25 protein-coding genes, 1 tRNA gene and 2 pseudogenes are annotated in these 22,491 nt (G+C 69.7%); 8 read left to right on the forward strand and 20 right to left on the reverse strand.

Annotated elements, in window-relative coordinates; genetic code table 11:
* Positions 1 to 159 precede the first annotated feature (159 nt).
* On the reverse strand, positions 160 to 1,014 hold the full coding sequence (locus IEX84_RS00010; RefSeq protein ID WP_188868929.1) for a translation initiation factor eIF-2B: 855 nt from the start codon (positions 1,012 to 1,014) through the stop codon (positions 160 to 162).
* 84 nt (positions 1,015 to 1,098) lie between these two features.
* Between IEX84_RS00010 and IEX84_RS00015 the strand changes: the two genes are divergently transcribed.
* Both IEX84_RS00015 and IEX84_RS00020 read left to right on the forward strand, forming a co-directional pair.
* Entirely contained in the window at positions 1,099 to 1,293 is a 195-nt protein-coding gene (locus IEX84_RS00015; RefSeq protein ID WP_188868930.1) for a hypothetical protein, read from the forward strand.
* 36 nt (positions 1,294 to 1,329) lie between these two features.
* Positions 1,330 to 1,746: a hypothetical protein gene (locus IEX84_RS00020; protein ID WP_188868931.1), complete on the forward strand. Its 417-nt coding sequence runs from the start codon at positions 1,330 to 1,332 to the stop codon at positions 1,744 to 1,746.
* Between the two features lie 99 nt (positions 1,747 to 1,845).
* Here the strand turns inward: IEX84_RS00020 and IEX84_RS00025 are convergent, their stop codons facing one another.
* From IEX84_RS00025 to IEX84_RS00040, 5 genes and pseudogenes are all read right to left on the reverse strand, one after another.
* A complete protein-coding gene (locus tag IEX84_RS00025) occupies positions 1,846 to 4,434 on the reverse strand; it encodes an RtcB family protein (RefSeq protein ID WP_326836073.1) in 2,589 nt (862 codons plus the stop codon).
* Positions 4,426 to 4,734 (reverse strand): annotated as a pseudogene (locus IEX84_RS14795) (RtcB family protein); the annotation flags it as partial. The gene IEX84_RS00025 and the pseudogene IEX84_RS14795, both read right to left, overlap by 9 nt.
* A gap of 204 nt (positions 4,735 to 4,938) precedes the next feature.
* The gene (locus tag IEX84_RS00030; protein ID WP_188868933.1) at positions 4,939 to 5,604 is read right to left on the reverse strand and encodes a helix-turn-helix domain-containing protein; all 666 of its coding nucleotides are present in this window, start codon (positions 5,602 to 5,604) and stop codon (positions 4,939 to 4,941) included.
* Between the two features lie 119 nt (positions 5,605 to 5,723).
* A complete protein-coding gene (locus tag IEX84_RS00035) occupies positions 5,724 to 6,140 on the reverse strand; it encodes an archease (protein WP_188868934.1) in 417 nt (138 codons plus the stop codon).
* Positions 6,137 to 6,907: a DUF502 domain-containing protein gene (locus IEX84_RS00040; protein WP_188868935.1), complete on the reverse strand. Its 771-nt coding sequence runs from the start codon at positions 6,905 to 6,907 to the stop codon at positions 6,137 to 6,139. The genes IEX84_RS00035 and IEX84_RS00040 overlap by 4 nt, the downstream gene beginning before the upstream one ends.
* A gap of 183 nt (positions 6,908 to 7,090) precedes the next feature.
* Here IEX84_RS00040 and IEX84_RS00045 point away from each other — a divergent pair, with 183 nt between their 5' ends.
* The 3 genes from IEX84_RS00045 (at position 7,091) to IEX84_RS00055 (ending at position 9,842) form a co-directional block, all read left to right on the forward strand.
* Positions 7,091 to 7,570, forward strand: coding sequence for a GNAT family N-acetyltransferase (locus IEX84_RS00045; RefSeq protein WP_188868936.1), 480 nt, complete (start codon positions 7,091 to 7,093; stop codon positions 7,568 to 7,570).
* 120 nt (positions 7,571 to 7,690) lie between these two features.
* Positions 7,691 to 8,866: a DNA primase small subunit PriS gene (gene priS, locus IEX84_RS00050; RefSeq protein WP_188868937.1), complete on the forward strand. Its 1,176-nt coding sequence runs from the start codon at positions 7,691 to 7,693 to the stop codon at positions 8,864 to 8,866.
* A 19-nt stretch (positions 8,867 to 8,885) separates the two neighbouring features.
* On the forward strand, positions 8,886 to 9,842 hold the full coding sequence (locus IEX84_RS00055; RefSeq protein ID WP_188868938.1) for a hypothetical protein: 957 nt from the start codon (positions 8,886 to 8,888) through the stop codon (positions 9,840 to 9,842).
* On the opposite strand, the gene IEX84_RS00060 is transcribed toward IEX84_RS00055, so the two are convergent.
* From IEX84_RS00060 to panB, 4 genes are all read right to left on the reverse strand, one after another.
* Positions 9,839 to 10,315, reverse strand: coding sequence for a GNAT family N-acetyltransferase (locus IEX84_RS00060; RefSeq protein ID WP_188868939.1), 477 nt, complete (start codon positions 10,313 to 10,315; stop codon positions 9,839 to 9,841). The two genes, IEX84_RS00055 and IEX84_RS00060, sit on opposite strands and share 4 nt — an antisense overlap.
* Before the next feature lie 81 nt (positions 10,316 to 10,396).
* A complete protein-coding gene (locus tag IEX84_RS00065) occupies positions 10,397 to 12,667 on the reverse strand; it encodes a CDC48 family AAA ATPase (RefSeq protein ID WP_188868940.1) in 2,271 nt (756 codons plus the stop codon).
* Complete coding sequence (locus IEX84_RS00070; RefSeq protein WP_188868941.1) at positions 12,664 to 12,915, reverse strand: DUF7127 family protein; 252 nt, start codon at positions 12,913 to 12,915, stop codon at positions 12,664 to 12,666. Before IEX84_RS00070 ends, IEX84_RS00065 begins: the two co-directional genes overlap by 4 nt.
* A gap of 273 nt (positions 12,916 to 13,188) precedes the next feature.
* The gene (gene panB, locus IEX84_RS00075; RefSeq protein ID WP_188868942.1) at positions 13,189 to 13,962 is read right to left on the reverse strand and encodes a 3-methyl-2-oxobutanoate hydroxymethyltransferase; all 774 of its coding nucleotides are present in this window, start codon (positions 13,960 to 13,962) and stop codon (positions 13,189 to 13,191) included.
* Between the two features lie 70 nt (positions 13,963 to 14,032).
* Between panB and IEX84_RS00080 the strand changes: the two genes are divergently transcribed.
* Entirely contained in the window at positions 14,033 to 14,350 is a 318-nt protein-coding gene (locus IEX84_RS00080) for a DUF5822 domain-containing protein (protein ID WP_188868943.1), read from the forward strand.
* Between the two features lie 36 nt (positions 14,351 to 14,386).
* Here the strand turns inward: IEX84_RS00080 and IEX84_RS00085 are convergent, their stop codons facing one another.
* Positions 14,387 to 14,950, reverse strand: coding sequence for an HAD family hydrolase (locus tag IEX84_RS00085; protein WP_188868944.1), 564 nt, complete (start codon positions 14,948 to 14,950; stop codon positions 14,387 to 14,389).
* 128 nt (positions 14,951 to 15,078) lie between these two features.
* Here IEX84_RS00085 and cysE point away from each other — a divergent pair.
* Positions 15,079 to 15,600 (forward strand): annotated as a pseudogene (gene cysE, locus IEX84_RS00090) (serine O-acetyltransferase); the annotation flags it as partial.
* Positions 15,601 to 15,771: 171 nt separating this feature from the next.
* On the opposite strand, the gene IEX84_RS00095 reads toward cysE, so the two are convergent.
* The 9 genes from IEX84_RS00095 to IEX84_RS00130 all read right to left on the reverse strand — a co-directional run bounded on the left by IEX84_RS00095 (position 15,772) and on the right by IEX84_RS00130 (position 22,081).
* Positions 15,772 to 16,308: a helix-turn-helix domain-containing protein gene (locus tag IEX84_RS00095; RefSeq protein WP_188868946.1), complete on the reverse strand. Its 537-nt coding sequence runs from the start codon at positions 16,306 to 16,308 to the stop codon at positions 15,772 to 15,774.
* A gap of 160 nt (positions 16,309 to 16,468) precedes the next feature.
* Positions 16,469 to 16,553 (reverse strand) — tRNA-Leu (locus tag IEX84_RS00100).
* Between the two features lie 620 nt (positions 16,554 to 17,173).
* Positions 17,174 to 17,293 carry a hypothetical protein gene (locus tag IEX84_RS14800; RefSeq protein WP_280921176.1) on the reverse strand — a complete coding sequence of 40 codons (120 nt, stop codon included), beginning with the start codon at positions 17,291 to 17,293 and terminating at the stop codon, positions 17,174 to 17,176.
* Positions 17,262 to 17,510, reverse strand: coding sequence for a hypothetical protein (locus IEX84_RS14805; RefSeq protein WP_280921177.1), 249 nt, complete (start codon positions 17,508 to 17,510; stop codon positions 17,262 to 17,264). Before IEX84_RS14805 ends, IEX84_RS14800 begins: the two co-directional genes overlap by 32 nt.
* A gap of 223 nt (positions 17,511 to 17,733) precedes the next feature.
* Positions 17,734 to 19,209: an amidophosphoribosyltransferase gene (gene purF / locus IEX84_RS00110; protein ID WP_188868947.1), complete on the reverse strand. Its 1,476-nt coding sequence runs from the start codon at positions 19,207 to 19,209 to the stop codon at positions 17,734 to 17,736.
* Positions 19,210 to 19,378: 169 nt separating this feature from the next.
* Positions 19,379 to 20,395, reverse strand: coding sequence for an MBL fold metallo-hydrolase (locus IEX84_RS00115; protein ID WP_188868948.1), 1,017 nt, complete (start codon positions 20,393 to 20,395; stop codon positions 19,379 to 19,381).
* Positions 20,396 to 20,553: 158 nt separating this feature from the next.
* Entirely contained in the window at positions 20,554 to 20,727 is a 174-nt protein-coding gene (locus IEX84_RS00120) for a 50S ribosomal protein L37e (RefSeq protein WP_188868949.1), read from the reverse strand.
* Complete coding sequence (locus tag IEX84_RS00125) at positions 20,724 to 20,918, reverse strand: LSM domain-containing protein (protein WP_188868950.1); 195 nt, start codon at positions 20,916 to 20,918, stop codon at positions 20,724 to 20,726. Before IEX84_RS00125 ends, IEX84_RS00120 begins: the two co-directional genes overlap by 4 nt.
* 101 nt (positions 20,919 to 21,019) lie before the next feature.
* Positions 21,020 to 22,081 carry a M20/M25/M40 family metallo-hydrolase gene (locus tag IEX84_RS00130; RefSeq protein WP_188868951.1) on the reverse strand — a complete coding sequence of 354 codons (1,062 nt, stop codon included), beginning with the start codon at positions 22,079 to 22,081 and terminating at the stop codon, positions 21,020 to 21,022.
* A gap of 128 nt (positions 22,082 to 22,209) precedes the next feature.
* Between IEX84_RS00130 and IEX84_RS00135 the strand changes: the two genes are divergently transcribed.
* Positions 22,210 to 22,479 (forward strand): hypothetical protein, encoded by a 270-nt coding sequence (locus tag IEX84_RS00135; protein WP_188868952.1) that lies wholly within the window; start codon positions 22,210 to 22,212, stop codon positions 22,477 to 22,479.
* Positions 22,480 to 22,491: the final 12 nt, after the last annotated feature.

Raw genomic sequence — 22,491 nt, forward strand, 5'->3', positions numbered from 1 at the left:
GAGGAGGTGGCGAGCGTCGACGTCGAGATCGCGGACGGCGACGTCGTCACCGTCGACGTCGCCGGCGCCGCCGACGAGGACGTCGAGGCCTACGAGATCACGGTCGCGCGCGACGAAGCACCCTGAAAACGCGAAGCGCCGGGACGCGATTCGGACGCGCTAGAACTGGCGGACGCCCGCGTCCGTGACGACCCGGTCGAGTAGGTCGACGGGTGTCGCGTCGTACGCGGGGTTCTCGACGTCGAAGCCCTCGGGGGGTTCGAGCAGGACCTCGGTCGGCGTCCGGTAGTCGTTCTCGAAGCGGAAGCCGCCCTCGTCGACGAGTTTCGCCGACGACCCCGCGACGACGACGGGGACGTCCGCGTCGCTCGCGACCGCCGCGAGCGGGTAGGTGCCGACGCGGTTGTAGAGGTGCCCGTCGACGATACAGTCCATCCCGAGGAGGACCTCGTCCACCTCGCTCATGTAGTGCCCGGACGCGCCGTCGACTATCAGCGTCGGGGTCACGCGGTCGATCTCGGCGAGGCGGCGCGCGGTCCGGCGACCCATGTAGCGCGGGCGCCCCTCGGTGACGTAGACGTCGAGGTACGCGCCGCCCTCGGCGGCCGTCTCGATGGCTTCGAGGACCGTCGTCGAGTAGTCGTGCGTCAGCAGCGTCATGCCGTCCGCGAGCTCCTCCGCGACGGCCGTCGCGGCCTCGTGTTTGCCGGTCTCGACGCGCTCGACGACGGCGTCGATGGCCGCCTGCGTGCGCTCTTTCGCCTCCGCGACCGTCTCGACGTCGTCGTCGCCGACCGCGTCCACTATCTCGTGTTGCGTCGTGACGAGCGAGGCGTGCGAGGGGCTGGCGCGACGGAGCGCCGAACTGTTGCGTTCGAGCGCGCGCACGTACTCCTCGACGGACGGGAACTCGTCGTCGAGGAGGTCTTCGAGCGCGCGGGCGGCCTTCACGGCGACGGCCGAGGAGGAGTGCGTGCGCATCTCCGCGATCTCCTCGGCGGTCTCGTCGATCATGCTCGGATGAGCGGCCCGCGACGCCCTGAACCTTCCGACAGGCGGCCACCACCTTCTTCGCCCCGGAGTCATCAGCTATTCGATATGCACGACACGAGCGAGTCCATGACGCACGCCTACGACGTCCGCACCGCCGGTCGCCTCCGCCGCGGCGCGGCCCGCACGCTCGCCGGCGTCCAGCGCGGCTACGACGCCTCCCGCCGCGGCTACGACGCCGCCCGCCGCGGTTTCCTCGCCGCCCGCCTCGCCGTCGCCGACGCCCGCGACGCCGCCGCGTGACCCACACCTAACTCCCCCGCGCCCCTTCTCTCACGCATGGTCGCCGTTCGCTACTACTGCCCGCGATGCGAGACCGTCGTCGCCGTGGAGCGCGACGCCTACCTCGACGACAAATCCGTGACGCCCTATCCGCTGACGGGGTGGACGTACGTCGCGCCCGACGAGGAGTACGAGGACGACGCGGTCGACGGCGTCCGCTTCGTCTGCGGCGAGAGCGACGGCTGTGCGTGGGAGCCACCCGGCGGGGCGGAGAACGGAGACGGGGACGATGCCGGAGAGACGGACGCGCTCGGCTGCGGCGAGCCGTTCTACCTCAACTTCGTCGCGTACGAGGACGGCGAGGAGGTCGAGGCCGCGGGCGAACGGGAGAGCGAGTACGTCGAACTCGCCGAGGGCCGCGTCCCACGGGGCCCGAGCGGGCCACGGGGGCCCGGCGGGCCGACGAACCGCTGAAGGTGCCCTCGACGACGGCGCGGCGCCGCTCACGGCGCCGCTCACCGCGACGGGCGGCCCCGCCGTGGGCGTGGCGCACTCCGCCGACGGAGCTCGGCTCTACCCCTTGATGTTCAGCACGGGGAAGGTGCGCGCGACCTTGTCGCCAATTCCGAGTTCGTCGCTGACGCGCACGACCTCGTCGACGTCCTTGTAGACGCCGGGGGCTTCCTCGGCGATGGTCGCGCCCGACTCGGCCTTGACGTAGACGTGTTCGTGCTCGCGGAGGTCGGACTGGACGTCCTCACCGCGATACTCGCGTTTGGCCTGCGTCCGGCTCATCAGTCGGCCCGCGCCGTGGGCGGTCGAGCCGAACGTCCGCTCCATCGACTCGTCGCCGCCGCGGAGCACGTAGCTCCCCGCGCCCATGCTCCCCGGGATGATGACCGGCTGGCCGACGTCGCGGTACGCTTCCGGTACCTCGGGGTGGCCGGCTGGGAACGCCCGCGTCGCGCCCTTCCGGTGGACGAACACCTCGCGCTCCTCGCCGTCGACCTCGTGGGTCTCGCGTTTCGCGATGTTGTGCGAGACGTCGTAGAGGAGCTCCATGTCGAGTTCCGGCCACGGCGTGTCGAAGACGTCCGCGAACGTCTCGCGCACCTGGTGGGTGATGAGCTGGCGGTTCACCCACGCGAAGTTGATCGCCGCGCACATCGCGCCGTAGTAGTCCTCGGCGAGCTCGCTCCCCGCGGGCGCGGCGGCGAGGTTGTCGTCCGGGAGGTCCGCGAGGAAGTCCGCGTGCTCCTCCTCGATGCGCCGGAGGTAGTCCGAACACACCTGGTGGCCGAGCCCGCGGGAGCCGCAGTGGATGAGGACGACGAGCTGGTCCTCGGAGAGGCCGAACGCCGCCGCGACGTCGTCGCGGTAGACATCGGTGACGCGCTGGACCTCGAGGAAGTGATTACCCGACCCGAGGCTCCCGAGCTGGTTTCGCCCGCGGTCCGTCGCCTTCTGCGAGACCTTCGAGGGGTCGGCGTCCGGGCGGTAGCCGCCGTCCTCGCAGTGTTTCAGGTCGTCGCGGGTCGCGTACCCCGCCTCGTGCGCCCAGTCGAGGCCGCGTTCGAGCGCGCCCGTCATCGTCTCCGCGTCGCCCGTCACGACGCCGCCGCCGCCGAGACCCGTCGGCACCGCGTCGAAGAGCGCGTCGACGAGCTCCGCCTCGCGGCCCGCGACGTCGTCGTAGGTGAGGTTCGTCTTCACCATCCTGACGCCGCAGTTGGAGACGACGAAGCCGTTTGCGACGAAGTTGTGCTCGTCGTGCGTCACGCCGATGTCGTAGACGGATTTCTCGCCGAGCTCGGTCACCGAGTCGACGGGCGTCGCGACGGCGAGCCCGCGCGTTTCGACGTCGTCGACGAACGCCTCGTAATCCGGGAAGTCGGCCGCCGGTCGGGGTCTGCCGTCTCGGCCCTCGTAGACGCTCCGTTCGAGGAAGCGGTCGTTGACGTCGAACGACGCCTTCACCTCCGAGATGGACGCGCCGCCGTCGGCCATCGCCTTCGCCTCGTGGGCGATACGCGCACGCTCCTCGATGTGCTGCTCCTTCGTCTTCAAATACGCCGTCGCCAGCGCCGACGTACGGCGCTTCTCGCGGTTGTACCGATAGCCGACGGTCGAGAGGAAGCGAACGAGGTTCGACGCCTCGCTCGATACACCGAAGCGATACCGGACCGTCTCGCCGGCCGCGTTCGAACCGTGTTCGACGGTTTCGAGGGCATTCGTTCGGATTCCCATCCCGTTGAGGTAGTCCATCACCTCGCGAAGGAACGTCTCGCCCGCCTCCGCGACCTCGACGTTCCGGTTGTGTGAGACGGACGGCGCGACGAAGTTCTTTGCCGAGACCGCCGCGGGTGCGCTCATCTCCGCGCCGAAGAACGCCGAGAGATAGAGCGCGACCTGCCAGTCGGCGAGCCGGTCGAGGTAGTCCGGTGTCGTGAAGTCGGACTGCGTCTTCTTCCCCGCGGGCGCGCCGAGACGGCGGAGGAGCTGTCCGAACGCGTTCGACGTCGAGCGAACGCTGTACTCGGTCACCTCGAACTCGTTCCCGCCGACGCTGTGCTGTCGGTCACGTTCGTACACTTTCGACGGCGTGAACCCGAGGGCCGCGATGTCGTCGCGGATCGCCTCGCAGTCCTCGGGGTCGGCGTAGAACCACGTCTGCGACCCGCTCCCGAACGACCCGTCCCCCGTGTGGAACCCGACGAGCTTCAGCAGTCGTGCGAACGCATCGTCCGTCGAGAGGAGCGGGAGCAGGTCGCGTTCCTTCAGCGCTCGGACGAGCTGCGGGTCCTCGTCGACGAAGTCCCGCTCGTCGAGCACGACGAACTCCGGCGGCTCCTCGTCGGGGAGCCCCTCGAACTGTCGCTGGAACACCTCGTCACCCGGCGAGAGGTCGTCGAGTTCGACCATCCCGTCGGGAGTGAGGAACGGGTGGTCGGCGGTCGCCTCGACCGTGTCCCCCGTCCCCGTCACGACCTCGTGGACGGTCCGATTCGACGTCTCCGTGAACAGACGGACGTCGGAGGGGGTCTCGTCGGCGTCGGTCTGGACGAGCGCGCGCTCGGACTCGACCGCGCTGCTGAACGCGCGGATGCGACGGTGCCGGCCGAACTCCAGGAGGACGTCCGTGTTTCCGGAGAGGCAGTTGATGTCGAAGCCGACGCCTCCGGGGCTTATGCAGCCGTTTTCGGCGTCGATGGCGGCGACGCCGCCGACGGGGAAGCCGTACCCCTGGTGGCCGTCGGGCATGCAGAGGGCGTGCTCGACGACGCCGGGGAGGTGCGTGACGTTCCGAATCTGCTGGAGGGTGTCGTCGTCGGCGATGGCCTCGAGGAGGTCCTCACTGGCGAGGACGCGCGCCGGCGTGTTCATCCCGTCCTCTCGGGCGATCTCCCAGACGTACTCCTCGACCTCGCTGAGAGTGACGTCGCCCGCGTCGAACGTGGTCATACTCGGTGTGTTCGGCCCAGCGGTCGTAAAAGGACCGTTCCGAGCCGTCGAAACGACGGCACGAACGGGGTGTCGCGTGGTGGTTCCGAGGGAGTCGCGCCGCGCGCCTCGGGGCCCCTCTCCCCCTCGACGGTCGCTCGACACGACTCACCTGAATGCATGGTCCCGGCGGGGGTAGGTCTTCTACTTGGCCCACCAGCCCGTTTAATCGGGGGTCGAGTCGTCCGCGCTCGGCCGGAGGGCGTTGTCGGTGAGCGTCCGGACCGCACGGCGGAGGCGTTCGGTGACGGCCTGGTCGGAGACGCCGAGTTCGTCGGCGAGCGCCTGCGTCGTCACCCCGCGCGGGATGTCGTAGTAGCCCCGGCGGCGCGCGAGCAGCAGCGTCTCGTACTGGGTCTCGGTCAGCCCGTAGTGCCGGCCGGCGGACGGATGCGTCCGGTTGTAGAGCCCGGTGACGTCGAGGGTGACGTCGGCTTCGGCACAGCGGTCGTTGAACGCGGAGAGCGCGTCGTGGTCGGGGAAGCGGACCCGGAGCGTCCACGTCTCGCCGGAGCCCGTCGCGCTCAACAGGAAGCCGCCGAACTCGGCGATCGCTCCGAGGAACCGGTCCCGGGTCGCGTCCCACTGGAGCGCGTAGAGCGTCCGGTCCTCGGTCTCGTCGAAGGCGACGACGGTCTCGACGGCGTCGTTCTCCTCGACCGTCTCGACGAACTCCGTCGCGTCGGTCTCGTAGAGCCAGAAGAGCGGGACGACGTCGCTCCCGAGCGGGACGACGTCCTCCAATTCGACGTCCGAGCGTCCCGGCACCGCGAGCGCGCGCCCGAGTTCGAAGGAGTCGGCGTCGACGTCGAACTCGACGATGACACTCATCGTTCCCGTTGGGGTTCACGTCGAAGACGGATGTATGGTGTGGTCGTCTCACGCGGTTCGGGACGGGACGGGACGAGACGACACGGAGCAATACGGAGCGACGCGGCCGTACAGCGCGCTCAGACGTCGAAGACGACGTAGGCCTCCCACTCGCCGTCGCGTTCCTCGATGCGCATCTGGGAGAACGTCACCGCCTTCAGGTCGCGGGCGGCGACGTCGGCGAGCGGGACCCCGCGCGCCGAGGCGTCGAGCGTCCACTCGTCGCCGTCGCGTTCGACCGTCGCCTCGTCGTCGACGGGGAGGACACCGCGGACGTCGCGCTCGTAGATGAGGTCGTCGAGGTAGTCGTAGAGGAGGCGTTTCTTCGTCGTTGCGCGTGCCGTGAGCGCGAATCGCTCGCCGCCGGAGTCGGGAATCTCGTCGCACATCGCGGCGGCCATCCCGTCCGCGACGGCGGCGAAGCAGTCGCCGAGGGTGGCCCCGCGGGCCTCGACGGCGACGTCCGCGGTGTGTTCGCGGAGGACGTAGTCGCTCATCGCTCCTCCTCCGTCCCGTCGTCGACGAATCGCTCGCCGACCTCCGCGCCGCCGAGTTCTTCGAGTTGCGCGCGGGAGAGCCCCTCCGCCTCCTCGGTGTCGGCGACGGCGACGCCCGTCGTGATGACCGTCCGCATCCCCTCCTCGACGCTCATGTCGACGTCCATGATCCGGCTCTCGGGGACGTGTGCGAGGAAGCCGCCCATCACGGGGTTGGGCGCGAGCGGGAGGAAGAGCGTGCGGAGGCTCTCGTCGGCCGCGGCCTCGCGAATCGCCTCCGGCGTCCGAACCGTCTCGAAACCGAGCGTGTACGCGCCGTCGTGGGGGTACTCGACGAGGACGACCTTGCGGAAGTTCTCCGCGTCGGATTCGAGCATCACGTCGCTCATCTGCCGGAAACTCGTGTAGACGGAGCCGACACCGGGGATGCGTTCCATCAGGAGGTCGAAGTATTCGAGGGCCTGCTCGCCCGACTGGAAGGACGCGAAGAAGCCGAGGGTGAACGTCACGGCGACGAGCAGGAACGCCGCGGTCAACTGGACGATGACGAAGCGGCGTTCGGGGGCGACGTCGAGTCGCTGGAGGCCGTACGCGAGCGGGTCGAGGATGTCCGTGAAGAGACCGAGCGCGGCGTGGAGGACGTAGAGCGTTATCAGAATCGGCACCATCACCGCGATGCCGGTGAGGAAGGCCTCTCTGACGCGTGAAGCGGCCGACTGACCGGCCGCGTGCATCCGCCGTCGCGTCCGGGGCCCGTCCGAAGACATTGCTGACACCTCCGTCGGGGGTCACCGAAAGGGTTGTGGCATCGGCCGACGGCACCCGTCGGGACACCCGGCCGGGACCACGGCGCGGACCGCCGCGTGCGCACACCCCGTCGCGTCGCGTGGTCGCGGCGCGCGCCCGGGGGGACGGTGGAACTATATCCTCCGGCGGGCTAGGGTCGGGCAGTGAGCGTCACGGTCGAGCAACGGGTCGTCCCGCGCGGTAGCGACGAGTTCCTCGGCGACGCGTGGGACCTCAAGGAACGCATCCGCGAACGCGAAGGCCTCCTGCGGCAGCGTCACGGCTTCTTCGCGGACGCCTATCGGCGCGCGACCGTCTACGCCTACGTCACGCCCGACGAGGACCTCGTCGGCTTCGCGGCCGCGCGCCACGACGGCTACATCCTCTTCCTCGCCGTCGACGTCGACTACCGCGGCGAGGGCTTCGGCGAGCGCCTCGTCGCCACCGTCGCCGAGGGCTCGAAGACCGTCTCCTGTCACGCCCGCGTCTCGAACGACGCCGCCCTCGGCTTCTACCGACACCTCGGCTTCGAGATCGTCCGCGAAATCGACAACTACTACGAGGACGGCGAGGGGGCGTACTACCTCCGGCTCGGCGAGAGCGAGCGCCTGCGCGATAGGCTCTCAGAGTACCTCCGACGGTAGACCGGGGCGCACGAGCGCCGTCGATAGGCGTTCCCCGGCGGACGTCGTCGTGGGCGCGCGCCACCACGCTGGCCGGGAGACCGACACGCCTTTTTCGACCCCGACGCGTACGTCCGAGGGATGGAGGAACGGACGCGCGCGTACCTACGGGGGCGATTCAGCGACTACTATCGGCGCGCCGACGTCCCGCTCCCGCCGAGCGCGGACGAGCGCGAGTGGGGGTTCATCCCGTGGACGGAGGGCCCCGACGAGACGATGGTCCGCCACCGCGACCTCCTCGACCTCGGGGAGATGGGCGCGTTCCTCAGACGCAAGCGTCCCCGCCACGTCTACTTCTCCGCGGGGCGCTACGAGACGCCGGGCGCATCGACGATGGCCGAGAAGGAGTGGCTCGGTGCCGACCTCGTCTTCGACATCGACGCCGACCACCTGCCGACCGTGACGCTCGGCGAGGACACCTACGCCGAGATGCTCGCGAAGAGCAAGGACGCGCTCGTGAAGCTCCTCGACTTCCTCGAACGGGACTTCGGTTTCGACGACCTCTCCGTCGTCTTCTCGGGCGGCCGTGGCTACCACGTCCACGTCCGCGACGAGTCGGTGTTCCCGCTCGAACGCGACGAGCGCCGCGAGGTCGTGGACTACGTGCGCGGGAACGGCCTCGGCTTCGACGAGCTCGTGCACGAGGAGACGGTGAGCGGCCTCGGCGTGAAGAACCCGACGACGCGCCGGACGCTCCCCGCCGACGGGGGCTGGGGTCGGCGCGCCGTCGCGCACATCGACGACTTCGTCGACGAACTGCTCGCCATGGACGAACGCGACGCCCTCCTGCACCTTCGGACGTTCGACGGCGTCGGCGAGAAGAACGCCGAGGCCGTCCTCAACGTCGTCCAGAACAACACGGAGGCGGTGCGCTCGGGGAACGTCGACGTCCACCCGGCGTTCCTCAACGTCGCGCGTCAACTCCTCGCGGAGACGGTCGAGACGGAGGAAGCACCGATCGACGAGCCGGTGACGACCGACACCCACCGGCTCATCCGTCTCCCGGGGTCGCTCCACGGCGGGAGCGGGCTGGCCGTGACGCCAATCGAGCGCGACGGCGTCGCGGACTTCGACCCGCTCGTCGACGCCGTCCCCGAGACCTTCATCGGCCACGACATCCGCGTGGCCGTCGAGCGCGAGTACGAACTCGCCATGCGGGGCGAAACGATTACGGTGGCCCCGGGCGAGCAGACACTACCGGAGTACGCGGGCGTCTTCCTGATGGCCCGCGGGTGGGCGGAGAAAGCGGCCGAGTGAGAACGGACACGACTACCAGATGAACATCGACGACCTCCGCGCGGCACAGTCGCGCGAACGGACGACGGACGGCCTCCAGGACCTGCGGGACTCGTTCTACCGCGAGGCCGCGGAGTACATCGCGGACCTCCGCGAGCGCCGCGAGCGGGCGGCCGCCGAGGCGGACGACCCCTTCGGCGACGACGAGGTTCAGTCGCTCACCGACGAGATCGAGACCGCAGAACAGGTCGCGGAGGCCATCTACGAGCGTCGGGTCGGCAAAATCGTCAAGCAAGCGAGCCTCGCGGCCGCCGGGATGGGTTCGGACGCCGAGGGGCTGACCGCGGAGGAGCGCGACCTCTACACCGACCTCGTGGCGCGCATCGAGTCGAACAAGTCGCGCGTGCTCGACGTCCTCGCGGGCGAGGCGGACGCCGCGACCTCGGCCGGCCCGGACGCCCACGCGCCCCCGGAGAGCGACGAGTCGCCCGACCCCGCCGACGTCGTGAACGACCGGGCGGCCGGCGGGGCGGACGGGGCGCGGGTACCAGCCGGTGCGGACGCGCCGACGCCGCCGCCGGACGAACCCGCGCCGGACGAACCCGCGCCGGACGAACGCGAGACCGAGACGGGGGGCGACGCGGCCGCCGACCCCTCAACTTCGACCGCGGCCGCGGCGATGGGCGGCGACGGCGGCCCGCTCGACGACGGGACGGGCTCGTCGGGCGAGGACGACGCGGAAAGCAGTGCGGGGAGCGACGCGGAAAGCGGTGGCGGAGATGGCGGGGAAAGCGGTGCTGACGGCGGGGCGAACGCCGACGCGGGCGACGCCGACCCCGACGTCGAACGTTCGACCGTCCACATCAAGACGGACGTCGGCGAGGTGTACGGCATCGACGAGCGGGCGTACACCTTGGAGGCCGACGACGTCGTCACGCTCCCCACGGAGAACGCGGAGCCGCTGCTCGCGCGCGACGCCGCCGAAGAACTGGACTAGTCGAGCGACTTCTGCATCTGGTAGCGTTCCGCGGTGAGCCCCGCCGCCTCGTAGAGCGAGACGGCGGCCTCGTTGTCGGCGTCGACGTTCAAATCGAGGTGTGCGCAGTCGCGCAGGCGACCCCACTCCTCGGCGGCGTCGAGGAGCGCGCGCCCGGCCCCGCGGCGGCGGATTTCGGGGGTGACGTAGAGGTCGCTGACGTGGCACTCGTGGATGGCCTCGAATATCGGCGCGGGCGCGCGGAGTTCCGCGCTCACGTAGCCAACGAGGTCGCCGTCCTCCCGACCGAGGTAGGTCACGGTCTCGTCGTCGTCGAGCCGCGCGCGGTAGTGCGAGCGGCCGGTCTCGCGGACGCCGTCACGCTCGTCGAGGTCGTAGCCGGTCATCGACGCCGCCATCTCGCGTTTCGCGGGGAGCCACAGCTCCGCGACGAAGGCGTCGAGGTCGGCCTCGCGGAGCGGCGCGATTTCCATGCCGAGCGAGTCGGCGATACGCGGGGAAACGGCTTGCGAAAGCGGCGGCAGAACGGGGTGGGCCGAGGCAGTCCCGCTACGCTACTGGAACGCGCGGCCGGCGTCGCGCTCCTGCTCGGGTTCCTCGGCCGTCTCGAAGCGCTGTTCGATCTCGTCGTACTGCTCGCGGACCTCCTCGGTGACGGAGGGACCGACCTCGGAGAGCGCCTGCTCGAAGTGCGCCATCGTCACGCGGACGTTACCGACGGAGTCGGCGGCGTCCTCGGGCGAGACGGTGTTGACGAACTCGCGCGTCGCGGCCATCGTCGCCTCGCGGACGAGCGCCTCGATGTCCGCGCCGACGAAGCCCTCGGTGCGCCGGGCGATCCGGTCGAGGTCGACGTCGTCGGCGAGCGGTTTGTGCTCCGTGTGGACGTCGAGGATGGCGCGGCGGGCCTCCTCGTCGGGGACGGGCACGTGGATGTGCCGGTCGAGGCGACCCGGGCGGAGGAGCGCGGAGTCGATGAGGTCGGGGCGGTTCGTCGTCGCGACGACGACGACGTCCTCCAGGTCCTCGATGCCGTCGAGCTCCGTGAGGAGCTGGCTGACGACGCGCTCACCGACGCCGGAGTCGCTCTGGTTGCGGCCGCGCTGGCCCGCGATGGAGTCGATCTCGTCGAAGAACACCACGGTGGGTGCGTTCGACCGGGCCTTCTCGAACACTTCTCTCACTCCCTTCTCGGATTCGCCTACATATTTGTTGAGGAGCTCGGGGCCCTTGATCGAGATGAAGTTCGAGTTCGCCTCGTTGGCGACGGCCTTGGCGAGCAGGGTCTTCCCCGTGCCCGGCGGGCCGTACATCAGGACGCCCTTCGCGGAGTCGAGGTCCATCGACTCGAACACCTCGGGGTAGTCGAGGGGCCACTGGATCGTCTCGCGCAGGCGCTCCTTCGTGTCGCCGAGGCCGCCGACGTCCGCCCAGGTGACGTCCGGGACCTCGACGAAGACCTCGCGCATCGCGCTCGGCTCGATGCCCTTCAGCGCCTCCTTGAAGTCGTTCTCGGTGACGCGGATGGAGTCGAGTATCTCGGCGTCGATTTCGTCGGATTCGAGGTCGAGGTCGGGCCGGATGCGCCGCAGGGCGTTCATCGCGGCCTCCTTCGAGAGGCTCTCGATGTCCGCGCCGACGAACCCGTGCGTGTTCTCGGCGAGCTCGTCGACCTCGACGCCGTCCGCGAGGGGCATCCCGCGCGTGTGGACGTGGAGTATCTCGCGGCGGCCGTCCTTGTCGGGGACGCCGACCTCGATTTCGCGGTCGAAGCGCCCCCCGCGGCGGAGGGCGGGGTCGACGGCGTCGACCCTGTTAGTCGCCGCGATGACGATGACGTCGCCGCGCTCCTCCAGGCCGTCCATCAGGCTGAGGAGCTGGGCGACGACGCGGCGCTCGACGTCACCGCCGGCCTCCTCGCGCTTGGGCGCGATGGAGTCGATCTCGTCGATGAAGACGATGGCGGGCGCGTTCTCCTCGGCCTCGTCGAAAACCTCGCGGAGCTGCTCTTCGGACTCCCCGTAGTACTTCGACATGATCTCCGGGCCGGAGATCGTCTGGAAGTGCGCGTCGATCTCGTTGGCGACGGCCTTGGCGATGAGCGTCTTCCCCGTGCCGGGCGGCCCGTGGAGCATGACGCCCTTCGGAGGCTCGATGCCGAGCTGCTGGAAGAGCTCGGGGTGGCGCATCGGGAGCTCGATCATCTCTCTGACCTGTTCGAGCTCGTCGTCGAGACCGCCGATGTCCTCGTAGGAGACGTTCGGCGTGTTCTCGCCGCCGGTGCCGGCGCGCTCCTCGGCGATCTCCTCGGCGGGAATCTCGCTCACCTGAATCTCCGTGGAGTCGGTGACGACGACGGTCCCCTCGGGGTCGCTCCCGGCGATTCGGACGGGGATTCGCTGGCCGCTCATCTGGCCGAAGCCGCCGAAGCCAAAGGGCACGCGGATCGTCTGGCCGGTCGTGACGGCCTTCCCGGAGAGCCGGTCGTGGATGTACGGCGAGATGTCGCCGCGGATGCGGAGGTTCTGCGGGAGCGCGACGCTGATCGACTTCGCGGGGTTGACGTCCGCCTTCTCGACGGTGACGCTGTCGTCGATCCCGACGTCGGCCTCCTGGCGGACGTCGCCGTCGATGCGGACGACGCCCTCACCCTGGTCCTCGGGGTAGCCGGGCCAGACGCGCGCGATGGCGCGGCCGTCGCCGCTGCCCTCGATGACGATGTAGTCGCCGTTGTCGAGGCCCAGTTCCTCCATGGCCCGCCGGTCGACGGCCGCGAGGCCGCGCCCGGCTTGGTCCTGCTTGAGGGGCTTGACCGTCAGTTTCATCGCTTCACCTCGACGGTGACGACCCCGTTGTTGATAAACGCGCGGGCGACCTCCCCCTCGGGCAGGTCGATCTCGTGTTGCGCGTCCCCGTCGTCACCCGCGACGACGACGATGGCGGTGCCGTCGACGACGTCGACGCTCACCCGCTCGTCGGCGAATGACGTGTCGGCCACGACGACGGTCTCGCCGTCGTAGTCGTAGCGTTCGACGAGGCCGCGCTGGTCGGTCAGCGTGTTCTGTGGACGCATTGTTGCTAACCTCTGGTTAGGCTCGGAAGTATATAAACTTGTCGCGGAAAACGGCCGTTTGTTATAAACGTCGCGCCGAGCGGTCGAATTGCGGTTCCACCCCATTCGTGCCGGGCCGAGCCGTCGGAAGCGGTCGGGCGGACGACCGACGCGGACGCTCGGTGCGTCAGTCGTCAATCGTCGTCCGTCGTTGCTGGTTGTCAGTCGTCCGTCGTCGTCAATCGTCGTCCGTCGTTGTCCATCTCGCTGGTCGTCGCCCGACGTCGGACCCAGTCAGTCGTCCCGCGGGAACGACCCCTCTTCGACAGCGTCCCGGTAGGCCTCCATCGCCGAGCGCATCTCCGCGGCGACGTCGCCGAACTGCTCGGCGAACGGCGGGACGTCCTCCGAGAGCCCGAGGACGTCTGTGATGACGAGCACCTGGCCGTCCGTCGCGTCGCCCGCACCGATTCCGATGGTCGGCATCGAGAGCGCGTCCGTAATGTCCGCGGCGACGTCGTCCGGGACGTGTTCGAGCACGACGCTGAACGCCCCCGCAGTCTGGTGGGCCTCCGCGAGCGACTCGATCTCCGCCGCGGCCTCCGCCGTCGCGCCCTGTTGTTCGAGGCCGAGTTGGTTGACCCGCTGAGGCGTCAGCCCGACGTGCGCCATCACGGGAATCCCGAGGTTCACGAGGCGCTCCGTGAGACCGACGGTGTGTGGCCCACACTCCAGTTTCACCGCGTCCGCGCCCGCATCGCGGATCAGGCGGCCGGCGTTCTCCACCGCGTCCGCCTCGTCCGCGCCGTAGCTCAGGAAGGGCATGTCGGCGACGACGAGCGCGTCCTCAACGCCGCGGGCGACCGCGCCCGTCCGCGACGCGACGTCGTCCATCGTCACCGGGAGCGTCGAGTCGTACCCCATCACGGCGTTCCCCATGCTGTCGCCGACCAGCAAGACATCGATGCCGGCCTCGTCGGCGAGGCGCGCCGTCGGCGTGTCGTACGCCGTCAGCATCGTGATCGGGTCGTCGCCGGTCCGCTCGCGGATGTCCTGCACGGACGTCATGGAGTCGTCTATCCGCGGGAGGGCCGTTAAACACGCGGCTTTTATCGGGGGTGGCCCCCCATATGGGGGCGTGCCGGACGTCGTCGAGGAGACCGACCCCGAGGGCGTCGACTACGGGTGGGTGATGCAGACCACGTTCGTCCTCACCATCGTCGTCGGCGCGCCCGTCGTGGCGCTCGTCGCGGTCGTCAGCGACGCGTCCATCCCGACGTGGAGCGCGCAGGCCGCCTTCGCGATCCGCGTCGGTGCCGTCGTCTGGATACTCACCGCCGTCTCGGTCTACCTCTACGCGCGACGCACGACCGTCGAGACGGACGTGGGTGCGGACACGGGCACGGATGCGGACGCGAACGGAGAGGCGGATGCGGGTACCGACGCGGAGGAGTGAGCGTCGAGGGAGGGGAAGCGGGCGGCGGGAGTCGATCTACACGTACCGGAAGCCCGTACCGGCGCGTCGCGCCGTCTCGGCGTCGCGCTCCGAGTCCCCGACGAAGACGACGTCCGCCGGGGCGAGGTCGAGGGCGTCGACGGCGCGCAGGAGCGGTTCGGGGTCGGGCTTGCGCGCGGGGACGGTGTCGCGGCCGACGACGGCGCGGACGCGCTCCGCCAACCCCTCCTTCTCTAGAGCGACGCGACAGGCGCGCTCGCAGTTGAGCGAGCAGACCGCGGCCGGCCGCGTCGCGTCCCGGAGTTCGTCCGCGTGCGGGAGGCGGTCCGCCCGCTCGGCTCCGGCGTGCTCGTGGTCGCTGATGAGCGCGTCGGCCTCCGCGCCGATTCCGGCGTCCTCGGCGGCGTCGAGGTACTCCCACGCGCTGAACCCGCTCGCGTCGACGTCGACGCTCGCCAGGAGCGCCGTGAGGTCGCGCTCGACGGCCCGCCAGTCGACGGCGAGCCGGACGAGCGTCCCGTCGAGGTCGTAGACGACGCCATCGTAGCCGTCGTCGGCGTCCGTGTCGCTCACGGCCCCACGTTGGACGCCGGCGGCCATAGCGCCTTCGGCGCGCGGGGCCGGAAGCGCTGGCCTTTTGCCGTGTGCGGGCGCACGACGTTGCATGACGAGACACGCAGACGGCGAGGTGCCCTCGGCGCTCCCGCTCGGCCGCGGCCGACGCGGCGGTGACGACCGTGGGTAGCCTCGCGCGGTTCCGCGCGGACCTCGAGGCCGTCCTGGAGGCGGACCCGGCCGCGAAGAGCCGGCTCGAAGTGCTGTTGTGCTATCCCGGTCTCCACGCGGTCTGGGCGCACGTGCTCACGCACGCCCTCTGGGAGGACGGCGAGCGCCTGCTCGCTCGCGTCATCTCCCAGCTCGTCCGCTGGCTCACCGGCGTCGAGATTCACCCCGGGGCCGAGCTCGGCGAGCGCGTCGTCATCGACCACGGGATGGGCGTCGTCATCGGCGAGACCGCGGTCGTCGGCGACGACGTCCACATGTACCACGGCGTCACCCTCGGCGGTGCGAACCCGCGGCCCGTGAAACGCCACCCGACCGTCGGCGACGGCGTCACCATCGGTGCCGACGCGACGCTCCTCGGCGACATCGAGGTCGGCGACGGCGCGAAGGTCGGTGCCGGGGCGGTCGTCACGACTGACGTCGAACCCGGCGCGACGATGATCGGCGTCCCCGCCGAGCGCGTCGACCGCGGTGCGGACACCGAGGCGGACGAGAGCGGGGTCGCGACGCCGGACGACACCACCCACACCCACTCCGACGGGACCACCGACGACGCCGTCGACGCGGACGCCGACGAGTAAGTCCGTTCGACCGTCGACCGTCTCGATACGGCCGTCTCCTCCGTTTTTCTCAGCGCCTCACTCGGAGACGAGCGTCACGTCGAGGCGCTCCTCGAGCGCGCGGACGATGCTTCCGCCGACGCCGGCCTGCGTCGCACGACCCTGTTCGACCGCCAGTAGGTCGTTCTCGTCGACGTCGAGTTCCTCCGCGAGTTCGGCGAGTTGGAGCCCCTCGGATTGGCGGGCCTCCTCGACGATTTCGCCGTAGCCCGAAACGAGGTAGGGGAGGCGGTCGCGCTCGTAGTTCGTCCCGTGCTCCTCCCAGTGCGAGGAGTCGCCGCGCGTCGCGTCGATCTGCTTTGCAGCCGTGCGGACGGCGCTGTTGCGCTCGCGCTCGCTCCCGCCGCTGCTCCCCGAGGAGGAGCCGCCCGAATCCGCGTTCGCGTTGCGCCGCGAGCGTTTCTTGCTCTCGTCGAGGTCGGCGCAGTTCTGGCAGACGGTGAGCTCGGCCCCCGCGACGGACGCCGTCGTGAGGGAGTCGGTGGACGTTCCGCAGAGCTCGCAGGTCCCCCCGCCGCCGCCGCCGGAGGAGCCGCCCGTGGAGTATTTTGCCATACCCCCCGGTAGGCGGAGGTACCATTTCAATACGGCGCTTCGCGGGGTAGTTGCCCCGCTACGCGTCGTGGTTCGCAGTAGGAAGTTGTGCGTGGGTGATGTCCCGAAAGGGAATCACCGTGCATCGCTTTGCCGCGGGTGAGTGCCCGCGTGAGTGCGATGCGTGGGACCGGATTTGAACCGGCGAACCTCTACAGGACAGCGCCCTCAACGCTGCGCCTTTGGCCTAGCTTGGCTACCCACGCTCGCTCTCGCGTTCGCATTTCTTCGTACTGCTGGGTTAAGTAAGAGACTTGCGATTCGCCCCCGGAGTGCGACACCGAAGCAGGGGGCGGGCGCGGCGTTCCGCGTCGCTCGTGCCGTCTCCGTGCGATTCGGTACCGTAATCGAGCCGCCGCGGGAGTTCGGCGGCGCGTGTCGGGCCCCCTCCCCCCGTTTTGCAAATGTTCCGGCGTGGTGGAGGTGTGGGATAGGGTAGGGGGGGGTGGGGTGAATCACTGGGGCGTCGTATCCGGGGACGAACACCCCCTCCCCCCACCCCGTTCTGCAAATGTTCTGCGGTGAGAGCGGGAGTCCGTCGAAGGTCGGTAACGACCGCTCGGCGGTGGTGCGCCTCCACCCGTCACCACCAGTCTTCGCTCGCCGTCGCCACCTGTTACGACTCGCCGTCGCTCACTGCTGTTCGCCACGCGCAGCTGTTCGTCGCTACACATCGCTGTTCGTCGTCACGTACCACTGTTCGTCACTATTCGTCGGTTTCGCGACACACCTCTCAGAAACACCGGCCCCGCGACGCGTCACTCCATCACGGCGGTTACTCTTCCACAGACGCGTCACTCCACCACGGCGGTCACCCTCCCGTCCGTCACTCCTCCGCGCCGAGGACGGAGGTGACGATGGCGGGCCCGACGTCGAGTTCGTACTCGTAGTACTGGCCGCCGCCGCGGCCGTGGTTACGGTCGTACTGCGCCAGGAAGCCGAGCATCGCCAGGTCGATCAGGTGGTCGTGGACGGAGCGGACTGAGCGGGTCCGCGCCGTTCTCCGCGCAGACGCGCTCGTACATCCCGTAGGCCTCCTTCGCGCGGACGGGGGTCTGCTCCTCGATGGCGAGGTTCGTGACCGCGAGGAAGGTGTCTTTCCAATGATTCTGCTGTTTCCCGTGATTCTCGTGTTTCGTGTGCTCTCCGTGCTCCGCGTCCACTCGTTCGCGGTGTACGGGAAGTGGCGTGCGGGAGAGCTACGTCGCACGCAGCGGCCCCGACGACGTGCGTGGCGGGCAACCGTCGATGGAGGGCTAGGGGTGGCGACCGAGATGGGAGTCGGGCCCGGTCCCACACGCCGATGCTCGAACATTTGCAGAACGGGGGGAGGGGATGGAGAACGGACTCGGATGTGAGACGAACGGTGGTGGAAGAACGAGGGCGTCAGTCGTCGGCGGGGACGTCGGAACCGACGGTGGGGCGCTCGACGTCCCGGTCGGTGGTCTCGCCGTCGATGTCGTAGGGGTACTCGCCCGTCACGCAACCGAGACAGAGGTCGGCGCGCGAGCGGCCGAGCGCTTCCGTGACGGCGTCGACGGAGAGGTAGGAGAGGCTGTCCGCACCGATCTGCTCGGCGATCTCGTCGGCGGACTGTTCGGCGGCGATGAGTTCGTCACGGGTCGCCATGTCGATGCCCATGTAGCAGGGCGCGACGATGGCGGGCGCGCCGATTCGGATGTGGACCTCCTCCGCGCCGGCGTCGCGGACGAGCTGGACGAGCTGGTTCGAGGTCGTCCCGCGGACGATGCTGTCGTCGATGATGGTGACGGACTTCCCCTCGACGGTCGAGCGGATGGGGTTGAGCTTCAGGCGGACGGCGCGCTCGCGGGCCTCCTGCGTCGGCATGATGAACGTCCGGCCGACGTAGCGGTTCTTCATCAGCCCCTCCGCGAACTCGACGCCTTCCCCGTCGCCCTCCTGTGAGGCGTCGGCGTAGCCGGAGGCGAACGCCCGCCCGGAGTCCGGGACGGGCATCACGACGTCGCTCTCCACGCTCGACTCCTCCCAGAGCTTTCGGCCCAGTTCGCGGCGGACCTCGTAGACGAGTTCGCCGTCGATGGTGGAGTCCGGGCGCGCGAAGTAGACGTGTTCGAAGAAACAGTGGGCGGTGTTGTCGCGTTCGACGAGCTGGTAGGAGTCGAAGCCGCTTCCGTCCTCGTGGAGCACGACGAGCTCGCCGGGGCGGACGTCGCGGACGAGCTCGCCACCGAGTGTGTCGATGGCGGCGGACTCGGAGGCGAGGACGTAGCCGTCGTCGATTCTGCCGATGCAGAGCGGCCGGTTCCCCTCCGGGTCCCGGACGCCGAGGATGGTGTCGTCGTGGCTGATCGTGAGCGCGTAGGAGCCGTGGATGCGGTTCATCGTCCGTTTGACGGCGCGCACGAGGTCCTCCTCTAAGAGGTTGCGCGCGAGGTCGTGCGCGATGACCTCGGTGTCGCCGTCGCTCGTGAACGCGTGGCCCGAATCCGCGAGTTCGTCGCGGACGCTCGCGGCGTTGACGAGGTTGCCGTTGTGGCTCAGCCCGAGCGCACCGCCCTTGAAGGAGACCGTGAAGGGCTGCGCGCACGACTTGTCGACGCTCCCCGCGGTGGGGTAGCGGACGTGACCGATGGCCGCGCTGCCCTGGAGCGCCTCGATGTCGTCCTCGTCGAACGCGTCGCCGACGAGGCCCATCTCGACGTGGTCGTGCTGTTGGAACCCGTCGTGAGTGACGATTCCGGCCGACTCCTGTCCCCGGTGCTGGAGCGCGTACAGCGCGTAGTACGTCGGGAGCGCGGCCGAGCGCTCGTCGAGGGAGATACCGACCACGCCGCACTTCTCCCGCGGTCCGCTCTCGACCGTCTCGTCCCGCCCTGTCATGGTCTCTCCTGCGTTCGCATCACGTAAAACACCCGTGGTTGTGAACCGAATCGCCGATAATCGGCTCGATGTATACACGTTCGTGCCCACACATGGCGGAGGGTCCATCGGCGACCGAAGCGCGGCGCCCGGACCCGCGGCCCCGACTCGCGGCCCGCACCCGCGGTTCTCAGCGGCGTTCGCCGTCGGCCCCCTCCGTCAGCGGCCAGCGCTCGTCCGACCGCCCGGCGAGACGCGCCGCGATGCCGTCCGCGAGGCGGTATCGCCGGTCGGCGTCTCGGTGCACGACGCCCGCCTCGGCGAGGTGACGGAGGTGTGCGTCGGCCTCCCCGGGACCGTGGAGGATGTGGACGCCGTGGAGGTCGCCGAAGAGGTCGGCGCTCACCGCCCACGTGTCGGGTTCGTCGAGCCGGCGCACGGCGTCGAGGACGCGCCAGGCGCGGTGCTCGTGGTGGGTGATTATCTCCCGAGCCCGCCCGGTCGGGTCGTCGATCCGGTCGCGGTGGCCCGGCCACGCGACGTCGTAGTCCGCGGCCGCGACCCGTTCGAGACCCGCGACGTAGTCCCGCAGCGGGTGTTCGACGCGGACGTCCGCGCCGCCGACGTTCGGCGTGTACTCGGGGAGGAGCGCGTCGCCCGTGAACGCCGCGTGCGCGCCGTCGTCGTCGAACTCGAAGAGACAGAGGCCGGCCGCGTGACCGGAGACGTGGACGGCGCGAAGCGTGTCGGTCCCGATGTCGAACGTCGCGCCGTCGGAGAAGGGCGTCACGTCCGCGAACGCCTCGAAGGCCTCGGGGCCGTGGAAGTTCGCACGGAGCTCGTCGCGCTTCGCGTCCGGGATGCCCCACTCCTCGAAGCGCCGGTGTTGCGTCGCGCGCATCGCGTCCCAGGCCGCCTCGTCGCCGGCGACGAGGGGCGCGTCGGCCTCGTGGACGTGGACGGTCGCGCCGCCCGCCGCTTGCACGACGCCCGCGAGCCCGATGTGGTCGGGGTGCCAGTGCGTCAGGAGGACCGTATCGACGTCCGCGAACGAGAGATCGTGGGCCGCGAGCGCCGCGCGCAGGTCCTCGCGCGTCGACGCCGTCGGGTCGCCCACGTCGACGAGCGCCGTCTCCGACCCCTCATCGAGGAGGTAGACGTCGTTTCGGCCCTCGAAGACGGTGTTGTCCAAGGGGATACGTTCCACGGTGTCTGGTACCTTCTCGCACGCCGTTCCGGCGTAGCTCTTTCGGTTGGCCGACGGGGGGGAGAGGAAGAGAGAACGCGACCACTCGATGGCGGAAAGAGCGACGAAAACGCGAGAGAGCTGTCGCTACGCGGCGTGAGAACGAAAGAGAGAAGCGCTTATTCGCCCTGCTTCGACTGCCACTCGTAGCTCCGGCGCTTCGAGGACTTGCCGAAGCCACAGCTCGAACAGACCTTCTTCCGCGAGTGGTACGACTTCTCGCCACAGCGGCGGCACTTGACGTGCGTCGTCTTGTTCTTCTTCCCCTGGCTCGGCGTACCGGCTCCAGTCATGGGTTGATCGTTACGACGTTGTCGCCGCGTATAACGATTGTGTCTTCACCCGCGTCGGTGTTCTCCAGAACGAGGTTCATGTGCTGGTCGTACCCGGTGAGGACGCCGGTGTGCTCCCCGCCGTCTTTGAGTACCACGGTCACGGTCTCTTCGAGGGAAGCCTCGAGGACGTCCAGCGGTCGGCCGCTCATACAACATCGGGTGCCCGTCGCACGCTTAAACGTACCGACTCATCCGGCGCGCGAAACGCGGACGTGCGACGCAGGTGTGAGGCCGGGACACCGAACCGGCCTCAGAACTCCACGGCGAACGACTCGCGGCCGGCCGCCTCGACGGCGAACGCCGCGAGGAGGTCCGCAGCGGCGTCCAGGTCGTCCGTGTCGACGACCTCCGCGGGCGTGTGCATGTAGCGGTTCGGGAGGCCGAGGTTGAGCGACGGGACGCCGCTGCGCGAGGTGTAGAACGCGTCCGCGTCCGTCCCGGTGCGGATGCCCGTGGCCTGCAACTGGACGTCGATGCCCACGTCCGCCGCGGCGTCGCGGACCGCCTCGACGACCGCGGCGTGGTTCGTCGACCCGCGCGCGACGACGGGGCCGTCGCCGAGCGCGACCTCGTTGTGCTTGTTCCCGGGGAACTCGGGGTGGTCGGAGGCGTGGGTGACGTCCACCGCCACGGCCGCGTCCGGGTCGAGGTCGTAGCCGACCATCTTCGCCCCGGAGAGCCCGACCTCCTCCTGGACCGTCGAGACGGCGTAGACGGTCGACTCGGCACCCCGCTCGGCGGCGCGTCGGAGTGTCTCCGCGGCGACCCAAATCCCGACGCGGTTGTCGAGGCCGCGGCCGGTGAGCAACGACCCGCGGAGCGGGGCGGGCGACTGAGCGACCGTCACCGGGTCGCCGACGCTCACGAGGTCGCGCGCGTCCTCCTCGTCGTCGGCACCGACGTCGAGGGTCATCTCCTCGATGTCGTCGTACTCCGCGTCGTCCCGGTCGCGGACGTGAATCGCGGCTTGTCCTATCACGCCGTTCACGGGGCCGTCGTCGGTGTGGACGTGCACCTGTCGGGCCTTCGAGACGGACTTGTCGGTGCCGCCGACGGGCGCGAGGTGGAGGTAGCCCTCCGAGTTGATGGCGGTAACGACGAAACCGATCTCGTCCGCGTGGCCGCCGACGGCTATCTCGGGGCCTGAACCGCCGTCGTAGACCGCGACCGCGTTCCCGTAGTCGTCGGTGTGGACGTCGTCCGCGAAGCGCTCGACGTACTCGATCCAGACGCGTTGGGCGGGCGTCTCGAAGCCCGAGGGGCTCGCCGTGGCGAGCAGGTCGGTGAGGAACTCCCGCTGGTCGTCGTCCATACCGGTCGGCCGACCGGCGCGAGGAAGAAGCCACCGGAACCCGGCCGCGGTGCCGCTTCGTCGCCGGCCCACGCCGCGGAGACGGCCGCGGTCGCAACCCACTTGCGCCTCCGCGACGAGGATGGACCATGGGCATCATCGAGTTCCACGTGCACGACGGCTTCTCCTTCGAGGCCGACTTCGGCGACGAATCGGGCGACGACGTCGGTATCGCGCCGGCCGACGAGGAGCGCGCCGAGACGGCGGCCGACACGTTCGGCGACGCCGACGCCGACACGGGATGCGGTTGCAGCAAGGCGAAGGCGCTCGGCCTCCTCGTCGTCCTCGGATTCCTCGTCGTCACCGGCCTCGTCGTCAAGCGCACGCTCGGCGACGACGACGCGGACGCCGAGGTCTGAGGCCGTGACGCG

Source organism: Halarchaeum rubridurum, assembly GCF_014647115.1.
GTDB classification, from domain to species: Archaea; Halobacteriota; Halobacteria; order Halobacteriales; family Halobacteriaceae; genus Halarchaeum; species Halarchaeum rubridurum.